Annotated in this window: 18 protein-coding genes; 9 read left to right on the top strand and 9 right to left on the bottom strand. The window is 71.4% G+C overall.

Annotated features, from left to right (window positions below; all coding sequences use genetic code 11):
• Positions 1–40 precede the first annotated feature (40 nt).
• The 3 genes from RNC47_RS23925 to RNC47_RS23915 all read right to left on the bottom strand — a co-directional run bounded on the left by RNC47_RS23925 (position 41) and on the right by RNC47_RS23915 (position 3,345).
• On the bottom strand, positions 41–937 hold the full coding sequence (locus RNC47_RS23925) for a carbohydrate ABC transporter permease (RefSeq protein WP_311601624.1): 897 nt from the start codon (positions 935–937) through the stop codon (positions 41–43).
• 21 nt (positions 938–958) lie between these two features.
• Positions 959–1,840, bottom strand: coding sequence for a carbohydrate ABC transporter permease (locus tag RNC47_RS23920; RefSeq protein ID WP_311601593.1), 882 nt, complete (start codon positions 1,838–1,840; stop codon positions 959–961).
• Positions 1,841–2,037: 197 nt separating this feature from the next.
• On the bottom strand, positions 2,038–3,345 hold the full coding sequence (locus RNC47_RS23915; protein WP_311601592.1) for an ABC transporter substrate-binding protein: 1,308 nt from the start codon (positions 3,343–3,345) through the stop codon (positions 2,038–2,040).
• Between the two features lie 257 nt (positions 3,346–3,602).
• On the opposite strand from RNC47_RS23915, the gene RNC47_RS23910 reads away from it, so the two are divergent.
• Genes RNC47_RS23910 through RNC47_RS23900 form a run of 3 tightly spaced genes read left to right on the top strand, consistent with a single transcriptional unit; the run spans position 3,603 to position 6,828 of the window.
• Positions 3,603–5,597: a glycoside hydrolase family 31 protein gene (locus tag RNC47_RS23910; RefSeq protein WP_311601591.1), complete on the top strand. Its 1,995-nt coding sequence runs from the start codon at positions 3,603–3,605 to the stop codon at positions 5,595–5,597.
• Entirely contained in the window at positions 5,594–6,388 is a 795-nt protein-coding gene (locus tag RNC47_RS23905; RefSeq protein WP_311601590.1) for an SDR family NAD(P)-dependent oxidoreductase, read from the top strand. The genes RNC47_RS23910 and RNC47_RS23905 overlap by 4 nt, the downstream gene beginning before the upstream one ends.
• 29 nt (positions 6,389–6,417) lie before the next feature.
• On the top strand, positions 6,418–6,828 hold the full coding sequence (locus RNC47_RS23900; RefSeq protein WP_311601589.1) for a carboxymuconolactone decarboxylase family protein: 411 nt from the start codon (positions 6,418–6,420) through the stop codon (positions 6,826–6,828).
• 44 nt (positions 6,829–6,872) lie between these two features.
• On the opposite strand, the gene RNC47_RS23895 is transcribed toward RNC47_RS23900, so the two are convergent.
• Positions 6,873–7,757 carry an SMP-30/gluconolactonase/LRE family protein gene (locus RNC47_RS23895; protein ID WP_311601588.1) on the bottom strand — a complete coding sequence of 295 codons (885 nt, stop codon included), beginning with the start codon at positions 7,755–7,757 and terminating at the stop codon, positions 6,873–6,875.
• A 236-nt stretch (positions 7,758–7,993) separates the two neighbouring features.
• Between RNC47_RS23895 and RNC47_RS23890 the strand changes: the two genes are divergently transcribed.
• The gene (locus RNC47_RS23890) at positions 7,994–9,013 is read left to right on the top strand and encodes a LacI family DNA-binding transcriptional regulator (protein ID WP_311601587.1); all 1,020 of its coding nucleotides are present in this window, start codon (positions 7,994–7,996) and stop codon (positions 9,011–9,013) included.
• Between the two features lie 16 nt (positions 9,014–9,029).
• On the opposite strand, the gene RNC47_RS23885 is transcribed toward RNC47_RS23890, so the two are convergent.
• A complete protein-coding gene (locus tag RNC47_RS23885; RefSeq protein WP_311601586.1) occupies positions 9,030–10,079 on the bottom strand; it encodes a mechanosensitive ion channel family protein in 1,050 nt (349 codons plus the stop codon).
• Between the two features lie 122 nt (positions 10,080–10,201).
• Here RNC47_RS23885 and RNC47_RS23880 point away from each other — a divergent pair, with 122 nt between their 5' ends.
• A complete protein-coding gene (locus RNC47_RS23880; protein WP_311601623.1) occupies positions 10,202–10,765 on the top strand; it encodes a dienelactone hydrolase family protein in 564 nt (187 codons plus the stop codon).
• A 14-nt stretch (positions 10,766–10,779) separates the two neighbouring features.
• Here RNC47_RS23880 and RNC47_RS23875 read toward each other — a convergent pair whose 3' ends face one another.
• The 3 genes from RNC47_RS23875 to RNC47_RS23865 form a co-directional block, all read right to left on the bottom strand.
• Entirely contained in the window at positions 10,780–12,339 is a 1,560-nt protein-coding gene (locus tag RNC47_RS23875; RefSeq protein ID WP_311601585.1) for a serine/threonine-protein kinase, read from the bottom strand.
• 87 nt (positions 12,340–12,426) lie between these two features.
• On the bottom strand, positions 12,427–13,269 hold the full coding sequence (locus tag RNC47_RS23870) for a DsbA family protein (protein WP_311601584.1): 843 nt from the start codon (positions 13,267–13,269) through the stop codon (positions 12,427–12,429).
• 73 nt (positions 13,270–13,342) lie between these two features.
• Positions 13,343–14,017, bottom strand: a complete 675-nt coding sequence (locus tag RNC47_RS23865) for a hypothetical protein (RefSeq protein WP_311601583.1) — start codon at positions 14,015–14,017, stop codon at positions 13,343–13,345.
• Positions 14,018–14,284: 267 nt separating this feature from the next.
• Between RNC47_RS23865 and dnaE the strand changes: the two genes are divergently transcribed.
• Together dnaE and RNC47_RS23855 are read left to right on the top strand one after the other, a co-directional pair.
• Complete coding sequence (gene dnaE / locus RNC47_RS23860) at positions 14,285–17,824, top strand: DNA polymerase III subunit alpha (RefSeq protein WP_311601582.1); 3,540 nt, start codon at positions 14,285–14,287, stop codon at positions 17,822–17,824.
• 93 nt (positions 17,825–17,917) lie between these two features.
• Positions 17,918–18,157 (top strand): hypothetical protein, encoded by a 240-nt coding sequence (locus tag RNC47_RS23855; protein WP_311601581.1) that lies wholly within the window; start codon positions 17,918–17,920, stop codon positions 18,155–18,157.
• Between the two features lie 96 nt (positions 18,158–18,253).
• On the opposite strand, the gene RNC47_RS23850 is transcribed toward RNC47_RS23855, so the two are convergent.
• Positions 18,254–18,409, bottom strand: coding sequence for a hypothetical protein (locus RNC47_RS23850; RefSeq protein WP_311601580.1), 156 nt, complete (start codon positions 18,407–18,409; stop codon positions 18,254–18,256).
• 221 nt (positions 18,410–18,630) lie between these two features.
• On the opposite strand from RNC47_RS23850, the gene RNC47_RS23845 reads away from it, so the two are divergent.
• On the top strand, positions 18,631–19,881 hold the full coding sequence (locus RNC47_RS23845; protein WP_311601579.1) for an NYN domain-containing protein: 1,251 nt from the start codon (positions 18,631–18,633) through the stop codon (positions 19,879–19,881).
• A gap of 136 nt (positions 19,882–20,017) precedes the next feature.
• Positions 20,018–20,995, top strand: coding sequence for an ABC transporter ATP-binding protein (locus tag RNC47_RS23840; protein ID WP_311601622.1), 978 nt, complete (start codon positions 20,018–20,020; stop codon positions 20,993–20,995).
• The last annotated feature ends 94 nt before the right edge of the window (positions 20,996–21,089 follow it).

Below are 21,089 nucleotides of genomic sequence, written 5' to 3'. Positions count from 1 at the left end.
CCACCCGGGCCCCTTCTCCACGCCCCGCGGCGCGACCCGGTCAGCCCTTCACCGAACCGGCCACCAGGCCCTGCATGATCCGCTGGTTGAGGAACAGGTACAGCGTCAGGACTCCGCCGATGGCGATGCAGATCGCGGCGAACAGCGGACCGTAGTCCAGAGCGCCGTACTGCCCGCTGAAGTTCAACAGTCCCGCCTGGACCGTGTTCAGCTCCCGGCGGTTGGCGAAGGTGATGGCGAACAGCAGGTCGTTCCAGATCAGGAAGAACTGTACGAGCGTGACCGTCAGCACCGCGTTGCGCACCATGGGGAAGCCGATGGACACGAACGACCGCAGGACGCTCGCCCCGTCGATGGTCGAGGCCTCGAAGATCTCCCGGGGGATCGCCCGGAAGTAGGTCGCCATCATGAAGATCGTCAACGGCAGCCCGTGCGCCGTGTAGGTGATGATCAGCGGCCACAGGCTGCCGGTCAGGTCGAGGTTGAGGTAGATGGTGAACAGCGGCAGCAGGATCATCTGGCCGGGGATCATGATCCCGCCCAGCACGGCGAGCAGCACCGCGTGCCGCCCCCGCCACACCATGACCTCGAGCGCGAAGCCCGCGGCCACGCCGAGGACGATGATGAGGAGCAGGGACGGGATGGTGGCGACCAGGCTGTTCCTGATCGTCGTCGCGAGCATCCCCTGCTCCCACGCGGTCGCGTAGTTGTCCCAGCGGAACTCGGTCGGCAGCTGCCACGAGGGCGTGTTGAGGAACTCCTGGCTGGACTTGAGCGAGTTCATCACCAGCCAGAACAGCGGGTAGACCTCGACCGCGAGGAGCAGCAGGATCACCAGGACGACCGGGGCGCGCCGGAGCCTCGGCCCGAGCCGCCGGGGCCTCGATGCCCGGGGGGATGCCGGCGTCGCCACCTGCGGGCCGGGAGTGCGAGTCATGATGGACACGGGCGATCCTTCTCAGGCTGTGATGTCGCGGCGCGCCGACCGGAAGATGACGAGTGTGACGAGGAAGCACAGGATGGTCAGCAGCAGGGCGATGGTGCTGCCGTAGCCGTAGTCGCCGAAGGCGAAGGCGGTCCGGTACATGTACAGGGTGAGAGGCGTGTTGCTGGTGCCGGGGCCGCCGTTGGTCAGCGCCAGCACCGAGTCGAACACCTTGATCGTGCCGTTGATGCTGAGGATGACCGAGGACAGCAGGATCGGCAGCGACAGCGGCAGGATGATGTGCCGGAACAGGGTCCAGGCCCGCGCGCCGTCGATGCGCGCCGACTCCAGGATCTCCCCCGGTATGTCCAGCAGTCCGGCGTAGATCAGGACACCGTAGAAGCCCACCGACCGCCAGACGTCCATGATGACGATGACGAGGAACGCCGTGGTGCCGGAGCCCAGCCAGTCGACGCTGCCCAGGCCGACGTTGACCAGCAGCTCGTTGACGATCCCGTCACGCGGCGCGGACTGGAACAGCTTCTGGTAGAGCAGCGAGATCGCGACGGTCGGCACGACCACCGGGAAGAAGACCAGGGTGCGCATGATCGCCGAGGACTTGCGCAGCACGAACACGTAGAGCAGCGAGAGCGCGTAGCCGAGGGCGATCTGACCGGCGGTGACGCAGATCGCGTACTTCAGCGTGAACCAGAGCGCGTCGCGGACGTCGGGGTCCTCCGCCAGCCGCTGGAAGTTGTCGAGGCCGGTGAAGGTGAAGCCCTCGATCGCGTTGCCGGTGACGAAGGTGTAGCCGAACGACCAGATGACGGGGACCAGCATGACGAGCGTGTACACGAGCAGCGCCGGCCCGAGCAGGATGAGGATGGCGCGCCGGTCGCCGAGGACGGGTGTCACGTGTTCTCCTTGTGCGCTTCTCCGCCCGCGCGGCGTGGGTGCGGGTGGTGTGGGAGACGGGGGCGGGGGGCCGCGTCGGGGGCGTCCCCCGCTCGCGGGGGAGCGTCGCTCACGCGCGCTCCTTCGACGAGGGGCCGTCGGGCGAGGGCACACGACGCCGGGGCGTGCGCCCTCGCGTGCGGAGACCGCGGGCCACGTCAGTCGGTGTCGAGGTCGGTCTGCAGCGTCGACATGAAGTCCTCGGGGCTCAGCTGCCCGTTGACCAACAGGGCCGCGTTGCTCGACGAGTCCTGTCCGGCCTTGGCGTTGAACAGGGCCTCGAACCACAGCACGGTCTCCGAGCTGTCGGCGATGCGCTGCTGCACGTCCTGCGTCAGCTCGGGGAGGTCGGGCACCGGGTTCTGAGGCTTGAAGCCGGAGATGGTCTGCTCGTCGCGCAGGGACAGCTCACCGAAGTTCTCGGTGATGCAGCGCAGCCAGTCGCCCACCTCGGGGGTGTAGGTGCGGGCGTTGAACGTCGACGGCAGGCCGACGTTGGAGGGGTACTGGTCGATGCTTCCGGCCCCGCCCTCCACCGCCGGGAACGGCATGAAGCCGACGTTGTCCAGACCGATCTGGTTCTGTTCGGGGTCGTTGATCGCGGTGAGGGCCCAGGTGCCCATGTAGAACATGGCGGCGTTGCCGGTGAGGAACTCGTTCTGGGCGCTGTCGTAGTCCAGGGAGGCGATGTTCTCGCCGAAGTAGCCCCGGGCGCCGAGGTCGGCGACGGCCGCCGCGGCCTCGACGTACTCGGGGTCGGTGAGCCTGGCGTCGCCGTCGGCCACGGCCTGGAGGGCGTCCGGGCCGAGGGAGCGGTAGAGATAGCCGGAGACCAGCCGGGTGATGGGCCAGCCCTGCTCGCCCGAGGCGGCGAAGGGCGTGATGCCCCGCGCCTCGAAGGCCGCCGCGATGTCAAGCAGTTCGTCCCAGGTCTGTGGCTCCTCGAAGCCGTTCTCGGTGAAGTACTCCCTGTTGTAGAAGATTCCCTCGATGTTGAACTGGAACGGCAGGAAGTTGAACGCTCCGCCGTAGAGGGACTCGATGGTCGATATCGCGGCCGGTTCGATCATGTCCAGGACGCCGAGCTCCTCGAGTTCCGCCTCGAAGTCGACCAGCATCCCGGCGTCCCAGAGCCGGGCTCCCTCGGCCGGCGTGCCACCCGCCGCGAACATCACCGGCAGCGCGTCCTGGCCGCCCAGCATCTGTATCTGTGCGTCGAGTTCGGCTTGCGGGATGGTGCTCACCTCGAGCGGCAGCCGCTCGTTCTGCTCGCTGCAGGCCCCGTCGGCCAGGGTCTGGAGGACCGGCTCGATGTTCCCGTTCTCGACATTGCGGAGATAGGTGAGGGACTCGGGCGTGGCGCCGCCTCCGCCACCGGTCCCGCCGCAGGCCGACAGCACCAGAGCGATGCCCGACACCCCTACGAGGGCCACCCGGCGCCCCCGGACCCCAAACGCTCTGGCCACAGCTCCTCCTCGAATTGCCGCCATGCATTGATACGTTTCAAGTGCGCGGCATGCTAGCCCCGGCCCAGGGGGGTGTCAAGGATGCTCACACGGCGCCTCGCTCACCCGGCCGGATGCCGTCTGACGTGACGAGAAGCGGTTCCGTGCGGTCGTCGGCCCGTGCCTGTGGCGAGTGCCGTCCGAGGTGTTGACATTCTCGCGCCCGCAGGTGAAACGTTTAAAGGGCAACAGGGGTTACGACCAGAAGGCTGATGATCATGGGTTGCCTCACGGCACGTCCGGACGGCGTCGAACGGCGGTCCGGACACGAGACGTTGGTGGTGCGTGCCTGGGGGCGCGGCATCCGGGTGGTGGCGGGTCTCCACGAGATCCCCCAGGGCCCGCCGGCCGCGCTCCTGGACCGGGAGGGGAGCCCGACCGTCGAGGTCACGATCGACACGGACACCGCGCGCTTCGTCCACGCCGGCGTCGAGGTGACCGTCACCGGGGCGGGCGAGGTGTCCTTCGCCCGTCCCGGCGCGGAAGAGCCGTTCCTCGCCGAGCAGGCGGCCCACTTCTGGTGGCCGGGAGCCCGGCTGTTCGCGGCCACCGGGAACGGCTACCACCGCGTCGAGCAGCGGTTCGCCGCCGCGGACGGGGAACGGTTCTACGGCCTCGGTCAGCACACCCACGGCATGTTCGACCAGAAGACCGCCGTGGTCGACCTGGTGCAGCGCAACGGTGAGGTGACCATCCCGTTCCTGCTGTCCAGCCGCGGCTACGGGTTCCTGTGGAACTCGCCCGCCGTCGGCCGGGTGGAGCTGGCCGGGAACGGCACCCGCTGGGTGGCGGACAGCGCCCGCCTGATCGACTACTGGGTGACGGCCGGGACCCCGGCGGAGATCCTGTCCTCCTACGCCGACGCGACCGGCAGGGCGCCCACCTTCCCCGCCTGGGCCAGCGGGTTCTGGCAGTCGAAGCTCCGTTACCGCACCCAGGACGAGCTGATGACGGTGGCCCGGGAGTACCGCCGACGTGGCCTGCCGCTCTCGGTGATCGTCTGCGACTTCTTCCACGGCCCGCACATCGGGGACTTCCGGCTCGACCCGGCCGAGTGGCCCGACCCGCGGGGCATGGTCGAGGAACTGGCCGCGATGGGCGTCAGGCTGATGATGTCCGTGTGGCCCTCCGTGACCGCCGTCTCCGTCAACTTCAACGAGATGCTCGAACGCGGCTACTTCGTGCGCAACGAGCGCGGGGTGGAGGTCGGCGTGCTCTCCCGCGACAAGGGAGTGGAGAACCGCACCTACATGCAGTTCTACGACCCCACCAACCCGGCGGCCAGGGCCTACGTCTGGGAGCAGGTCAAGCGCGGCTACCACGACCACGGCGTCCGCGTCTTCTGGCTCGACGCGAGCGAGCCGGAGATGCGGCCCGCGGCACCCGACAACCTGCTCTACCACGCCGGGCCAGGACAGGAGGTGGGCAACCTGTACCCCCGCGAGAACGCGAGGATGATCTGGGAGGGCATGCAGGAGGTGGGGGACGAGGAGATCCTCACGCTCAACCGCTCGGCCTGGGCCGGCAGCCAACGGTACGGCGCCGCGGTGTGGTCCGGGGACATCAGGGCCGACTGGGACTCGCTCGCCCAGCAGGTGCGCGCCGGCCTCAGCATGGCCGTCAGCGGCATCCCCTGGTGGACGACCGACATCGGTGGCTTCCACGGCGGCGACCCGGACTCCCCCGAGTTCCGCGAACTGATGGCCCGCTGGTTCCAGTTCGGGGTCTTCTGCCCGATCACCCGCCTGCACGGGGACCGGGAGCCGCGGATGGCCCCGGGGCCCGACATGACCGGAGGGCCCAACGAGGTCTGGTCGTTCGGCCCCGAGGTCTACGAGATCCTCAGCCGCCAGCTGAGCCTGCGGGAGTCCCTCCGTCCCTACATCCACCGCGAGATGGCGAACGTCAGCAGCACGGGCGTGCCGCTGATGCGGCCCCTGTTCGTGGACTACCCGGACGACCCGGCCGCCTGGGACGTGGCGGACGCCTACCTGTTCGGGCCCGACCTGCTCGTGGCGCCCGTCCTCGGCCCCGGCGTGCGGGAACGAGCGGTGTACCTGCCCGCGGGTGCCGACTGGCGCGACGTCGCCACCGGCCGGACCCACCCGGGCGGGACCACGGTGACCGTCCCCGCCCCCCTGCGGCGGATCCCGGTCTTCGCCAGGGAGGGCGCGGCGGACACCGGCGCCGCCTGGCAGGAGGTGGCCGCGTGACCGGGCCGGGTGCGGGCGCGGGCGTCGAGCCCACCGGGTCGGCCGTTCTGGCTGGCCGCAGGGCCCTGGTGACGGGTGGCGCCGGCGCGCTGGGCAGCGTGATCGCGCGGCGGCTGGCCGGGGCCGGCGCCGACGTGGCGGTCCTCGACCTGGACGAGGCGGGCGCGGGCGAGGTGTGCCGGGATGTGGCGCGCCTGGGCCGGCGGACGCTGCCGATCGGCGTCGACCTCACCGACCACGCGGCCGTCCAGGCCGCGGCCGGCCGGGTCCTGACCACATGGGGTGGGGTCGACGTGCTGGTCAACGGCGCCGGGGGCGGCGTGGTGGCGCCGTTCGCGGAGATGTCGGCGGAGACCTGGCACGCGATGATGTCCCGGAACCTCGACAGCGTCTATCACGTGACCCGGGCGGTGCTGCCCGCCATGCTGGAGCAGCGGTTCGGCAGGATCGTCAACATCGCCTCGGTCGCGGCCGTCTCCGGTGGCCGCCTGGTAAGGGGCGCCACCGCGTACGCCGCGGCCAAGGCGGGTGTCGTGGGGCTGACCAAGGCCCTCGCGGTGGAGGTGGCCGAACACGGCGTGACGGTCAACGCGTTGGCACCGGGGGCGCAGGCCACCCCCGGCCGCGAGCGGGACACCGAGGAACGGCGCGCGGCCCTGCTCGCGCAGATCCCCACCCGCCTGCTCGGTGAGCCGGAGCACCTGGCCGAGGCGGTGCTCTTCCTCGCCTCGCCCGCCGCCGTCAACGTCACCGGCGTCATCCTGCCGCTCGACGGCGGCCACTCGATCTGAACGTCGACGGTCACAGGAGGTGGTGTGTCATGAACGAGCGGCTGGAGGCCGGTCGGTACTGGTTCGACCAGGTGTACGGGGAGGGGAGGGCGGAGGGGCTGATCGACATGCAGTCCGGACTCGCACGCGACCTGGCGCGGCTGGGCATCGAGGTCAACTTCGGGGACATCTACTCCCGGCCAGGGCTCACGCTCGCCCAGCGTGAACTGCTGTCCCTCGCGGCCCTGGTCGCCATCGGCGGTCTCGAACCACAGGTGCGCGGCCACACGCGCGGCGCCGTCCGGGTGGGCTGCACGGCGACGGAGATCCTGGAGACGGTGATCCACACCGTGCAGTACTGCGGGTTCCCCAAGGCCCTCAACGCCATCCGCGTCGTCACGGACGAACTGGTCGACCTCGGTGTCGAGCTGCCGCCCGGGCGCGAGGCCGCGACGGACTGAGCCGCCCGGCCCTCCGGCCCGGTCGGCCCGGGCGGCCCGACCGGTCAGGCGGACCGCGTCGTGGTGCGGATCCGGTACAGGCTGGTCGACGCGGTGATGTAGAGGTCGTGGCCGTCCGGCCCGCCGAAGCACAGGTTGCCGACCACCTCGGGCACGGGCACGAAACCGGCGGGCGTGCCGTCCGGGCGGAGGACGTGCACGCCGTCGGCGGCGGCGACCCACAGGCGGCCGTGCTCGTCGACCCGCATCCCGTCGGGCACGCCGTGCTCGACGACGGCGAACACCTCGCCCTCGCCGACCTCGGTGCCGGAGACCCGGTACCGGCGGACGTGGTGCGGGCCGTCGTCGATCCACAGCCGGCCGGAGTCGGCCACGTACAGCACGGACTCGTCGGGGGAGAAGGCGAGCCCGTTGGGGTGTGTCATGTCGGTGATGACGGGGCGGGTCGTCCCGGTGGCGGGGTCGTGCCGGAAGACGAAGCAGCCCTCGTACTCGGGCTCCCCGGGGTACCCCTCGCGGCCCGAGGAGTGGATGCCGTACGGCGGGTCGGTGAACCAGACCGCGCCGTCGGAGGCGACCACCACGTCGTTGGGCGAGTTGAACCGGTGGTTCTCCCACCGGTCGACGATGGTGCGCGGGGTCCCGTCCCGGTCGGCCAGCTCCACGGCCCGGCGGCCGTGGCTGCACTCGACCACCCTCCCGGACCGGTCGAGGGTCCGGCCGTTGGCGTACCCGACCGATCGGCGGAACACCGAGGTGCTCCCCGATGCGGCGTCGAACTCGAGGATCCGGTCGTTGGGGATGTCGCTGAAACGTATCCGGTGGGACTCCGCGAGCCAGACCGGGCCCTCGGTCCACGCCGCGCCGTGGTAGAGGTGCTCGAGCACGGCACCCGCCACCACCAGGGAACTCGTCGCCTCATGGGTCATGCGGGGAGGGTAACAGCGGCTGCCACGTGCGGCTTGCGATCGGCGATAACATCTTGATACGTTTCAAACCCCGGTGCGGTCGCCCGGGGCGCGACCGCCCGCGGCCGCCGACGGCCGGGCGCGCACGGATTACGGCCACCGGGCCGTCGTGCGGCAGGATGGGCGACGCGCCGCCGGTGGACGCGTGCTCCACCGCGGGCGGAACACGGGAAGTCTCGGCGGTCAGGGAGGATGGCGTGGCGAGGGTCGGCATTCGAGAGGTGGCGACGCTGGCCGGGGTGTCCGTCGGCACCGTCTCCCACTACCTCAACCATCCGTCCCGGGTCTCGCCCGAGAAGAGCGAACGCATCCAGCGGGCCATCGACAAGCTCGGCTTCGTCCGGAACAACGCCGCCTGGCAGCTCCGACTCGGGCGCAGCACCACGATCGCCTACATCGTCCCCGACGTCAGCAACCCGTTCTTCGCCGCCATCGCGGAGGGCGTGGAGCAGCGGGCCGCCGCGCACGACCTGTCGGTGTTCATCGCCAACTCCAACCGCAGCCGTGCCCGGGAGGACGCGTATCTGGAGATGTTCCAGGCCCAGCGCGTGCAGGGACTGCTCGTCGCCTCGCACGAGCCGATCGAGGACCGCCTGATCACGTTGCGGCAGCGCGGCGTTCCCTCGGTGCTGGTCGGCCAGCGGGGGACCTTCGCGGACCAGCCCTCGGTGTCCGTCGACGACGTCGCGGGTGGCCGGATGGCGGCGGCCCACCTGCTGGAGCTCGGGCGCAGCCGGATCGCCTTCGTCGGCGGGCCGCTCGGCATCCGCCAGGTCGCCGACCGGCTGGACGGCGCCGGCAGCGTGATCGGCCAGAGCGCCGAGGGCACGCTGGAGGTGATCAACGTCGCGCACCGCACCATCGCGGAGGGCCGCGCCGTGGCCCGGCTGCTGGCGGCGCGTCGACCGCAGCGCCGGCCGGACGCCGTCTTCGCGGTCAACGACCTGATCGCGCTCGGCCTGATCCAGGAACTGGTGCTCGGCCACGGCATCCGGGTGCCGGAGGACATCGCGGTCATCGGCTACGACGACATCGAGTTCGCGGAGTCGTCCCTGATCCCGCTCAGTTCGATCAGGGCGCCGCACGAGGAGTTCGGCCACACGGCGGTCGACCTGCTCGTCGACGAGATGGGGGAGGAGCCGCGGGACTCCCCGGCCCAGATGGTGTTCCAGCCGGTGCTCGTGCCCCGTGCCTCGACGCTCGCGGCGGCCGACTGACCCCGGGCCACCGTTCTCAGGCGGGCTCGGGCGGCGCCGCGGCCGGGCTGGTGTTGATCCGTGGGAGCGCGTAGGGGTGGTTGTCGCGCAGCCAGGCGACCAGCTCCTCGCGGACCGCGCACCGCACCGACCAGGCGTCGCTCGCGTTGGCCGCCGAGATGGCCGCCCTGACCTCGATGGTGGACGGGGTGGTGTCGGTGACGACCAGGTCCCAGTGCCTGCCGTCCCAGTCGGCGCGGCCTTCGAGGAACTCCCCGAGGTGCTTGCGCAGTTCGGAGACCGGCGTGGTGTGGTCCAGGTGGAGGAAGACGGTGCCGGTGATCTCGTTGCCGCCGCGCGACCAGTTCTCGTAGGGGCGGTTGTTGAAGTAGGACACCGGCATCGTCAGCCGGCGGTCGTCCCATATCCGCACGGTCAGGAACGCCAGCGACATCTCCTCGACGGTGCCCCACTCGCCGTCCACCACCACGGTGTCGCCGATCTTCACCGAGTCGCCGAAGGCGATCTGGAGGCCGGCGAAGAGGTTGCTCAGCATCGACTGCGCCGCGACACCGGCGATGATGCCGATCACGCCGGCCGACGCGAGCATCGAGGTGCCGAGGGTCCGCAGGTCGGGGAAGAGCACCAGGATGGTGACGGCGGCGGCGACCACCGCGAGGACCGAGGTGATCACCCGGCGCAGCATCGTCAGCTGGGTTCTGAACTGCCGCACCCGGGCCAGGTCGTGGGTGCGCGCCTCGTAGCGGGCCAGGTAGTTCTCGGCGACCGCGCCGGCCGCCCTGATGGTCAGCCAGGCGGTCGACGCGATGGCCACCAGCGCCAGCAGGCTGCGCATCACGTCGCCGCGCCGCAGTTCCAGGTCGAACATGTCGTAGGCGACCTGGGTGCCCACCGAGGCCAGCAGCACCTGGAGCGGCAGCTGGCAGCGGCGCAGCAGCCCCCACAGGCGCGTGTCGGGGTGTCGCGCGTCGGCCGCGCGCAACGCCCGGTCGATCATCCAGCCAATGACCACGGTGAGCGTGATCGTGCCGCCTATCGCGAGCAGCGGCCGCAACACGTCGTGCATCGGCGCTCTCAGCTCCTCTTCGCCGCTTCGTGTGGCGGGGCCTGTCGATCCCGCCTGGCAGGATTGCGCCTGCCCCGACCCATAGCTATCACCCGAGGGATTTTCGGACCGTGACCGATATCATGCTTTTTCATTCCGTCGTCGGGCTACACCCCGCCGTCGAGGAGGCCGCCGAGCGGCTGCGGGCCGCGGGCCACCGGGTGTTCACCCCCGACCTGTTCGACGGCCGCGTCCCGGAGTCGATCGAGGCGGGCACGGAGCTCAAGGACGAGATCGGCCAGGACGAGATCCTGCGGCGGGCCATCGCCGCGGCCGCTCCGCACTCGGAGGGCGGCCTGGTCTACGCGGGCTTCTCGCTCGGCGCCTGGCTGGCGCAGACCATCGCGATGGGCGACGAGAAGGCCCGTGGCCTGCTGTTGTTGCACGGCACGGGGGAGGTCCAGGACGACGCGGACGTCGACGGGCTTCCCGTGCAGCTGCACGTCGCCGACCCGGACGCGTTCGAGCCGCACGACTGGCTGACCGTCTGGTACCTGAAGATGCGGGGCGCCGGGGCCGACGTGGAGGTCTTCCGGTACCGGGGCGCGGGGCACCTCTACACGCACCGGGGGCTGCCGGACCACGACGCGGAGGCCGCCGAGCGCACCTGGCGGGTGGCCGAGGACTTCCTGCGCGACCTGGACTGAGGACGGGAGCCGGCTCACTCCCGTTCGCAGCGGCCGCTGGGCCCGTCGTCCCCGGGTTGGCAGATGTAGACGCCGTCCGCCGGGTCGTCGCTGAGGTAGCGGCCCATGCACTGGTTGGAGGTGGTGCGGCCGCGGTCGGCGCAGAAGGCGAGCGCGTCGCGGCCGTCGGCGAAGGGGCCCGGCGCGTAGATCACCCAGTAGCCGGGGTTGAGCGAGGCGAAGTCGTCGCTCAGCACCACCTCGGCCTCGGGCATGCCCTCGGCGCGGACGGCGGCCAGCCGCTGGTCGCGCACGTCTGGGCCGCTCTCGACCGGCTCGGAGAACAGCTGGGCCATCCAGAAGCCGGCGTCGGCACCGGCGCCGCCGCCGTCGTCGTCGTCCGGGCCGTCCTCCGGCGCGTCGGTCGTGGGCTCCTCGGTCGGCTCGACGGGCTCCTCCGTCGGCTCGGCGGTCGTCTGGCCGGGGGAGGGCGTCGCCCCCTCGGGGGTGCCGGGGGAGGGCGGCACCGGATCGACCTCGCGGTCCGTGGGCTCGCCGGTGACGGTCGGGTCGGGGTCCGCGGTCGCGTCCGAACCGCCGCCGAGCAGCAGGGCCGCGGCGAGGCCGCCGGCGAGCAGCACCGTGCCGGCGGTGAGCCCGGCGACCAGCGCGGTCCTGGACCGCCCGGTCCCCGGGGTGCCGGGCGGGGGCGGCGAGACCCGGGTCGGCCTGGTCTCCGGGGTGGCGGCCGGCTGCCAGGCGGGGGCGGCCGCGGCCTGCTGGGCCGCCATGGCCAGCATCGCGTCCAGGTGGGCGGCGGTCGGCCTGGCCGCCGGGTCCCTGACCAGCAGCGCGCTGAGCACGTCGCCCAGCGGTCCGGACCGCACCGGCGGCGGGACCGGGTCCTCGAGCACCGCGGCGAGCGTGTTGACGGTCGACGCGCGGCGCAGTGGGCTGACGCCCTCGGCCAGCAGGTAGAGGGTGATGCCGAGCGACCACAGGTCGGCCGCCGGGTGGTCGGGGGCGCCGCGCAGTCGCTCGGGCGCGATGAACTCGGGGGAGCCGACGATGCCGCCGGTCATGGTCAGTGAGCCGCCGTCGGCCACCGCCGCGATGCCGAAGTCGGTGAGCACGGCCGAGCCGTCCTGCCGCAGCAGCACGTTGGCCGGTTTCACGTCCCGGTGGTGGATGCCGGCCTCGTGGGCGGCGCGCAGCGCCGCGAGCACGTCGCGGCCGTAACGGATCACCTCGCCCCAGGGCAGTGGGCCCCCGGCGGCCCTGGACGCCAGGGTGTCGCCCGGCAGCAGCTCCATCACCAGCCAGGGGTGCGGCTGGAGGTCCACGATGTGGTAGATCCGCACCACGTTGGGGTGGTTGAGCCTGGCCAGCGCCCGGGCCTCGCGCAGCGCCCGCTCCCTGAGCATGGCCTCGGTGGCCGGGGCCGCGTCCTCGGGGGGCCGGACCTCCTTGATCGCCACCTCCCGGTGGAGTGCCAGGTCCATGGCCCGCCACACCGTGCCCATGCCCCCGCGACCGAGCCGCTCGCGCAGCTCGAAGCGGGCGTCGATCACCTGTCCCGGTTCTCCCCCTGGCATGGGCAGAAGCGTAAGGGGAGCCAACGGGCGGGCGGAAACCCGGTGTTCGGTTCCGGGACCGGGTGGGCCGCCCGCCCGTGGCGCGGATCAGTCGACGCTGTTGGCCTCCACCATGGCCGTGAAGTCCTCCGGCGTCTGCGGGGTGTCGACCACCTCGCCGTTGAACTTCAGGGTCGGGGTGCCGGTGACCTCCTCGTCGGCGTTGAACTTGTCCGACATCTGGAGCGCCCAGACCGCGAAGGTGCTGTTCTGGATGGCGTCCTCGAACTGCTGGTTGTCCGCGAGCTCGGGGACCGACTGGGCCAGTTCGAGCAGGTAGTCGTCGTCGGCGAACTCGTCGGACGACTCCTCGGGGTGGAACTCGGCCGAGTAGAGCGCGTCGTGGTAGGCCACGAACGCCTCGGGGCTGACGTCGAGCGCGGCGCCCAGCGCGTTGAGGGCGTTCTTCGAGCCGCTGCCGGTCAGCCGGTCGTCGAGGAAGGTGCCGAAGACGTACTCGACGGCGTAGTCGCCGTTCTCGACGCCCTGCCTGACCGTCTCGCCGGTGCCCTGCTCGAAGGCGGCGCAGGCCGGGCAGCGCGGGTCCTCGTAGAGGGTGAGGGTGTTGGCGGCGTCCTCGTCGCCGATCCGGACGGTGAGACCGTCGTCGCCGGTCGCGTTGGCGGGCGCGGCGGTGGCGAACTCGGCCTGCTCGCCGCCGGCGCCGTCCTCCAGCTGGGAGCGCACCGCGCCCCAGTCGGTGTTGTCACCGCCGCCGCCCATGCTGGCGACGGAGACGCCTATGCCGCCGGCGGCGCCGAGGATGGCGACCGCCACGCCGCCGACGACCAGCCGCCGGCGCAGCCTGGCCTTCTTCTCCTGACGCTCGCGTTCGGCCCGCAGCCTTTCCCTGGCGGCCCGCTTGGCCTCGGCTGAGTTGCGCTTGCTCATGGTGGGGTTGTCTCCGTGTGTGTGGTGTGTCGGTCGGCTGTCGCGCGCGGGGCGGTGGCGCGGCGGCGTGAGATCACGCCGGCGCGTACCGCCGGGCGGCGGGCGGACCGCGCCGGAGCACGGAGTGGGCGAGGGCGGGCAGCGCCGGGGCCGGGCGGTCGGCGCCGGTGGCGCGGGGCAGCGGCCGGCGGGCGGGCCGCCGGTCGACGCGGGCGGCCACCGCGAGCAGCAGCGGCCGGAAGCCGGCGGCGACGGCCGCGCGCAGCAGCCTGGCCAGCGCGGCCTCGCCGCAGCGCAGCCAGCCGGCGGCGAGCAGGCCCACGGCCAGGTGGGCGGCGAGCAGCAGCCAGGGGCTGGCGGTCAGCGGCCCGGGACCGCTCGCGGTGAGCCGGGCCAGCGGGGCGCCGAGGTCGCCGCCGCCGCAGATCAGGTCGAGGCCGAGGAGCCGCAGCGGGCCGGTGACCGGGCCGCCGCCGGGGCCGTAACAGGTGGCCTGGCCGGAGGTGAAGACGGTGTCGGCCGCCAGGTGCAGCGGCAGGAGCAGCCCGGCGATGGGCCAGAAGCCCCGCTCGCGGTCGCCGGCGAGCAGCACCGCGACGGCGAAGACGCCGGCCGCGACCAGGGCCACGGTGGGCAGCGGCAGCGGCGCGCCGGACAGCAGCACATGGGCCCCGGTGGCGAGCGTGACGGAGAGCGCGGCGAACACCGCCGCGCGCAGCACGCGTATCCAGGAAGCCGACATGCCCATCGAGCCGAGTGTGCCATGACGCTGGCCGCTGACGGAACGGGTGGCCCCGGCGCCGGTGGGGCCCGGGCGTGCCGGCCCCCACCGGCACCCGGGTCGCGCGTGTCGGGTGGGGATTCGCAGGGGCCTTCTTGACCTTGGAAAACGTCCGAGGCGCCGCCTTTGACCTGCGGAAACGCCGCGGCGGGCCGGGGTGCCCCGAGGGCGTACGACGGGGCCGCGTGGGGGTAGGGTCAAAGGCCCCTGACCCTGCTGCGGAAGGCCCCTGGAGTGACCAAGCCGTTCACACACCTGCATGTTCACACCCAGTACTCGCTGCTGGACGGTGCGGCGCGGCTCAAGGACATGTTCAAGGCCTGTAACGACATGGGCATGTCCCATATCGCCGTGACGGACCACGGGAACCTGCACGGGGCGTACGACTTCTTCCAGCAGGCGACGGGTGCCGGGGTGACGCCGATCATCGGGATCGAGGCGTATGTGGCGCCGGAGTCGCGGCGGCACAAGCGGCGGGTGCAGTGGGGACAGCCGCACCAGAAGAAGGACGACGTCTCCGGTTCCGGTGGTTACACCCACAAGACGATCTGGGCGGTCAACAAGACCGGCCTGCACAACCTGTTCCGGCTCTCCTCGGACGCCTACACCGAGGGCTTCTTCGTCAAGTGGCCCCGGATGGACAAGGAGACCATCTCCCAGTACTCCGAGGGCCTGGTCGCCTCCACCGGCTGCCCCTCGGGCGAGGTGCAGACGCGGCTGCGGCTCGGCCAGCCCGAGGAGGCGCTGAAGGCGGCGGCGGACTACCAGGACATCTTCGGCAAGGACCGCTACTTCCTGGAGTTGATGGACCACGGTCTCGACATCGAGACCCGGGTCCGGGACGGGCTGCTGGAGATCGGGAGGAAGCTGGGCATCCCGCCGATCGTCACCAACGACTCGCACTACACCTACGCGCACGAGGCGAGCGCGCACGACGCGCTGCTGTGCGTGCAGACCGGCAAGAACCTGTCCGACCCGGACCGTTTCCGGTTCGACGGCACGGGCTACTACCTGAAGTCGCCCGAGGAGATGTACGCCATCGACTCCTCGGACGCCTGGCAGCAAGGCTGCGCCAACACCATGCTGGTCGCTCAGCAGGTGGACACCACCGACTGGTTCAAGCCCCGCGACCTGATGCCGCGGTTCGACGTGCCCGAGGGGCACACCGAGGTCTCCTGGTTCCGCGAGGAGGTCGCGCGCGGCATGGCCCGCCGCTACCCGGGCGGGGTGCCGGCGGACCGGCAGAAGCAGGCCGACTACGAGATGGACATCATCATCCAGATGGGGTTCCCCGGCTACTTCCTCGTGGTCGCGGACTTCATCATGTGGGCCAAGTCGCAGGGCATCGCGGTGGGTCCAGGGCGTGGTTCGGCGGCGGGCTCGATCGTGTCGTACGCGATGGGCATCACCGACCTCGACCCCCTCGACCACGGGCTGATCTTCGAGCGGTTCCTCAACCCCGAGCGCGTCTCCATGCCCGACGTCGACATCGACTTCGACGAGCGTAGGCGCGGCGAGGTCATCCGGTACGTCACCGAGAAGTACGGCGCCGACAAGGTGTCGATGATCGGCACCTACGGCACCATCAAGGCCAAGGCCGCCATCAAGGACTCCTCGCGCGTGCTCGGCTACCCGTACGCGATGGGCGACCGCATCACCAAGGCCATGCCCGCCGACGTCCTCGGCAAGGGCATCCCGCTCTCCGGCATCACCGACAAGAACCACCCGCGCTACAGCGAGGCGGCCGAGGTCAGGTCGATGTACGAGAACGAGCCGGACGTCAAGAAGGTCATCGACACGGCCAAGGGCCTGGAGGGCCTGGTCCGGCAGATGGGCATGCACGCGGCCGGCGTCATCATGTCCAGCGAGAAGCTGGTCGACCACGTGCCGCTGTTCGCGCCCAAGAACGACGGCGTCGTCGTCACCCAGTGGGACTACCCCACCTGTGAGGCGCTCGGCCTGCTGAAGATGGACTTCCTCGGCCTGCGCAACCTCACGATCATGGACGACGCCCTCAAGCTCATCAAGAAGAACAAGGGCGTCGACATCAAGCTGCTCGACCTCACGCTCGACGACCCCAAGACCTTCGAACTCCTCGGGCGCGGCGACACGTTGGGCGTCTTCCAGTTCGACGGCGGCCCCATGCGCTCACTGCTGCGCATGATGAAGCCGACGAACTTCGAGGACATCTCCGCCGTCGGCGCCCTGTACCGGCCGGGCCCGATGGGCATGAACAGCCACATCAACTACGCCCTCCGCAAGAACGGCCAGCAGGAGATCACCCCGATCCACCCCGAGCTCGAGGAGCCCCTGAAGGAGGTCCTCGACGTCACCTACGGCCTGATCGTCTACCAGGAGCAGGTGCAGAAGGCCGCCCAGGTGCTCGCCGGCTACTCGCTCGGACAGGCCGACCTGCTCCGCCGCGCCATGGGCAAGAAGAAGAAGGAGATCCTGGACAAGGAGTTCGTCCCCTTCCAGGCCGGCATGCGCGAACGCGGCTACTCGGACGAGGCGATCCAGGCCGTCTGGGACGTGCTGGTGCCGTTCTCCGGGTACGCGTTCAACAAGGCGCATTCCTCGGCATATGGCCTCGTCACCTACTGGACGGCATATCTCAAGGCCAATTACCCGGCCGAGTACATGGCCGGTCTGCTCACCTCGGTGCGCGACGACAAGGACAAGATGGCGATCTATCTCAACGAGTGTCGCCGCATGGGCATCAGGGTGCTGCCGCCCGATGTCAACGAGTCCGAGGCGTTCTTCACGCCGCGCGGTGACGAGACGATCGTCTTCGGCCTCACCGCGGTCCGCAACGTGGGGCAGAACGTGGTCGACTCCATCGTCGCGACCCGGAAGAGCAAGGGGAAGTACAGCTCGTTCCCCGACTTCCTCGACAAGGTCGAGGCCGTGGTCTGCAACAAGCGCACCGTGGAGTCGCTGATCAAGGCCGGCGCCTTCGACGCCCTCGGCCACACCAGGAAGGGCCTCACCGCCCACTTCGAGACCATGATCGACAACGTGGTGCAGGTCAAGCGCAAGGAGGCCGAGGGCCAGTTCGACCTGTTCGGCGGCATGAGCGACGACAGCGCCGACGACGGGCCCGGCTTCGGCCTCGACGTGGAGTTCTCCGAGGAGGAGTGGGACAAGACCTACCTGCTCGCCCAGGAGCGGGAGATGTTGGGTCTGTACGTGTCGGACCACCCGTTGTTCGGGATCGAGCACATCCTGGACGAGAAGGCGGACGCGGCGATCTCGGCGCTCAACGGCGGCGACTACCCGGACGGGGCCGTGGTCACCATCGGTGGCATCATCTCCGGGCTCCAACGGAAGATGACCAAGCAGGGCAACCCCTGGGCCATCGCCACCGTCGAGGACCTCGGCGGCTCCCTCGACTGCATGTTCTTCCCCGCCACCTACCAGCTCGTCTCCACCCAACTCGTCGAGGACGCCGTCGTCTTCGTCAAGGGACGCCTCGACAAACGCGAGGACGTCCCCCGCCTCGTCGCCATGGAACTCCAGGTACCCGACCTCTCCGAGGCCTCGGCCGACACGCTGGTCACCATCACCATCCCCGCGGTCAAGGTCACCCCGCCGCTGGTGGCCAGGCTCGGCGAGGTGCTGGGCCAGCACCGCGGACCCACCGAGGTGCGGGTCAAGCTGCAGGGCCAACGGAGCACCACCGTGCTCCGGCTCGACCGCCACCGGGTACAGGCGGATCCGGCGCTCTTCGGCGATCTCAAAGCGCTCCTGGGGCCGACCTGCTTGGCTGGATGATGGATAGCGCTTTACCTGAACGGGGCATTCGCGGGTCTACCTTCGGTAATGAGCGAATCTCCGTTAGAGGGGTGGGCTGCCGTGGATGCCCGAATGATAGAGAAGGCCGTTTTCCTGGTCCGTGAAGCGCACGCTTCGCGGGAGACGGCCGTGCACGCGCTGCTGGAATACTTCCCCGGCTCCGCATTCGAGGACCGAATCCGTTGCGTGCACGAGGCGTGGGACATCGTGCACCGCGGCGCGCCCCCGGTGCCGGTTTATTCGGCGCACTCCGAGGTCTCCGACGCCCGCTATTTCGCGGCGGCGCACGAGCGGCACGCCTTCACGGATTAGGAACGGCGTCGGAAAACGCGGCCGCGGCGGCGACCGCGTGCTTCAGGGCGCACCCCGTACCGGGGTGCGCCCTGAAACGTGTGCCGTGCCGCCGCGTCAGTTGTGACCGAACCGCCGCTCGCGCTTGCGGATCTTCGGCTGGTCCGTCATCGCGTCGGACGGCGAGGGACTCGCCCCCGAACCGGAGCTCGACCGGTCGGCTCGCCGGACGTCCTGCTGCTGCCGCCGGTCGCGGTTCTTGTTCTTGGCCATGATCGCCTCCAGGCTGGGACAGACGGAAACGTGGGGTAGACCACGGGCCCGCGACCAGATTCGCACGGCGCACCATAGTTCGCATTCCGGGCGGAGGGCCCGGCGGATTCGCCACGCCGAAGATCGAGTTGGCGCAGATAACGGCGCCTCGGTCGGGCAGACTCAAGGCGGGCAGACTGAAGAAGACACTTCTGTGAACGTTCTGGTGAGCGAGGTGCAACGTGGACCGCTGCGTCGTCCTGGTAGATGCCGGCTATCTGCTGGGCGCCGCCGCCAGCCTGCTCGCGGGCGAACCGGCCCGCCCACGCATCACCGTCGACCACGCCGAGCTGATCCAGGCCCTTCGCGAGCGCGCCGAGGCCGACACGGGCCGTGAGCTGCTGCGCATCTACTGGTTCGACGGCGCGCCCGACCGGGTGCCCCAGCCGGAACACCGCAGGTTGCGCGTGATGCCGCGGGTCACCGTGCGCCTCGGGGCACTCACCCGCAGCGACGGCCGCTGGGCGCAGAAGGGCGTCGACGCCGCCATGCACGCCGAGCTCACCGAGCTGGCCCGCAACCGCGCCTGCGCCGACATCGTCCTGGTCACCGGCGACGGCGACCTGCTGCCCGGCCTCATGTCCGCGAAGGAACACGGCGTCGCCGTCCACCTGTGGGCCGTGCAGGCCGCCGACGGCGACTACAACCAGTCCGAGGACCTGGTCGCCGAGGCCGACGAGCGCCGCGTCCTCGACCGCGCCTGGATCACCCGCGCCGTCCGCGTCAACGAGGCACCCGCCGCCGACCCCGGGCACCCCACCCCGCGCCCCGAGATCGCCGCCATCCTCGCCGCGCCGCTCCCCGAGACCCGCGGCACCGGCGGCGAACCGGCCAGCACCCCCCGGGCCACGGCGGGCAAGAACGGCTCGGCACCCGAGACCGCCGAGGGCTGCGGCCCCGCGGACCGCGAGCCGGCCACGGCCGGCGCCCCGGGAACCGCGGGCAAGGGCGTCCCCACCCCCAAGGACCTCGCCTCCCTCGGCCGCCCCGCGCCCGTCGCGCCGCACGGCGGCCCGCCGCCCACCGCGACCCTGCGCTGGTCCTCCGACCGCGGCTGGGTCGACCGGGGGGCGCCGGAGGAGTCCGCCGAGGCCGCCGCCCTGCCGATGCTCTCCCAGCTGACCACCGCCGAGCAGCGGTGGGCGGACCGCGAGGAGGACATCACCGCCGTCAGCGGCGACCCGTTCGAGGTGGGCCAGGTGTTCGCCCGCCGCTGGGCCGAACGTCTGGTCTCGGGCAACCACTTGGACCGGCTCTCCACCGAGTACCCGCGCATCCCGCACCGCATCGACGGCGAACTGCTCCGCTACGCCGCCCGGTTCGGGCTGCTGGCGCACAAGGACGACCAGATCGACGAGCAGGACCGCTACGCGATCAGGGCCGGCTTCTGGCGCGAGGTCGACACCAGGACGGGCGTCGAACGCGCCTCCTGACCCGGTCTGTCCCCCGCCCCGGCGTCCGGCCGGCCCGCCGCGCGGCGTAGGCTCGTACACCGTGGCCTCATCTACCGCACGGGCCGAGGCCCGAACCCCCGCACCGCCACGCGCCGCCACCCCGGCCGCGCTGACCGTGCGCGGACTCGTCAAGACCTACCGGGCCAGACGCCACGGCTGGCGCCCGGGGCGGCGCCGGGCGACCCCCGCCCCGCCGGTCGTCGCCAGCGACGGCATCGACCTCGACGTGGCCCGCGGTGAGATCTTCGGCCTCCTCGGCCCCAACGGCGCGGGCAAGACCACCCTGGTCCGGCAGCTCACCGGGCTGCTCCGCCCCGACACCGGCACGATCTCACTCCTCGGCCACGACCTCGTCCGCCACCCCGGGAACGCCGCCCGGCTGCTCGCCTACCTCGGCCAGGAGTCCACGGCGCTCGACGAGCTGACGGTCTCCCTCGCCGTCGAGACCACCGCCAGGCTGCGCGGCCTCGACGCGGTCACCGCCCGCCGCGAGCGGGACGCCGTGCTGGACGAGCTGGCGCTCGGGCCGCTCGCCGGCCGCCCGCTGAAGCGGCTCTCCGGCGGCCAGCGGCGGCTCGCCTGCGTGGGCGCGGCGCTGGCCGGGCAGCGGCCGCTGCTGGTGCTCGACGAGCCGACCGCGGGCATGGACCCCGTCGCCAGGCGCGCCGTCTGGGCCGCCCTCGACCGGCGCCGCGAACGGGACGGCACCACGGTGCTGCTGGTCACCCACAACGTCACCGAGGCCGAGACCGTCCTCGACCGGGTCGCGGTGCTCGACGCCGGCCGGGTCATCGCCTGCGACAGCCCGGCCGGACTGCGGGCGCTGGTCAGCACCGAGGTGCGGCTCGAACTCGTCTGGCGCGACGAGCCGCCGCTACGGGTACCGGCCCTCGCCGCGGCGCACGCCACGGCCACGGTCGCGGGCCGCCGCTGGACGCTCCGCCTCCCGGCGGAGGACGCGCGCGCCCTCGTCACCACCCTCACGCAGGGGCCGGCCTTCGCGGCGCTCGACGACTTCACGCTGACCACGCCGAGTCTGGAGGACGTCTACCTCGCGCTGGGGGGTCGGGGTGGGGGGCTGGACCGCGAATGACGGTGCGCCTGGCGGCTTGTGCCTCGAAGGGACGGGGGCCGCGTGCCGGTCGTGGCCTTGCGGCCGAGCCGAGCGGTTTTTTCCCCCACCCGCC

It is taken from the genome of Streptomyces millisiae, from assembly GCF_031845425.1.
Classification (GTDB): domain Bacteria; phylum Actinomycetota; class Actinomycetes; order Streptomycetales; family Streptomycetaceae; genus Streptomyces; species Streptomyces millisiae.
This window is presented reverse-complemented; position numbering and strand designations above follow the sequence as displayed.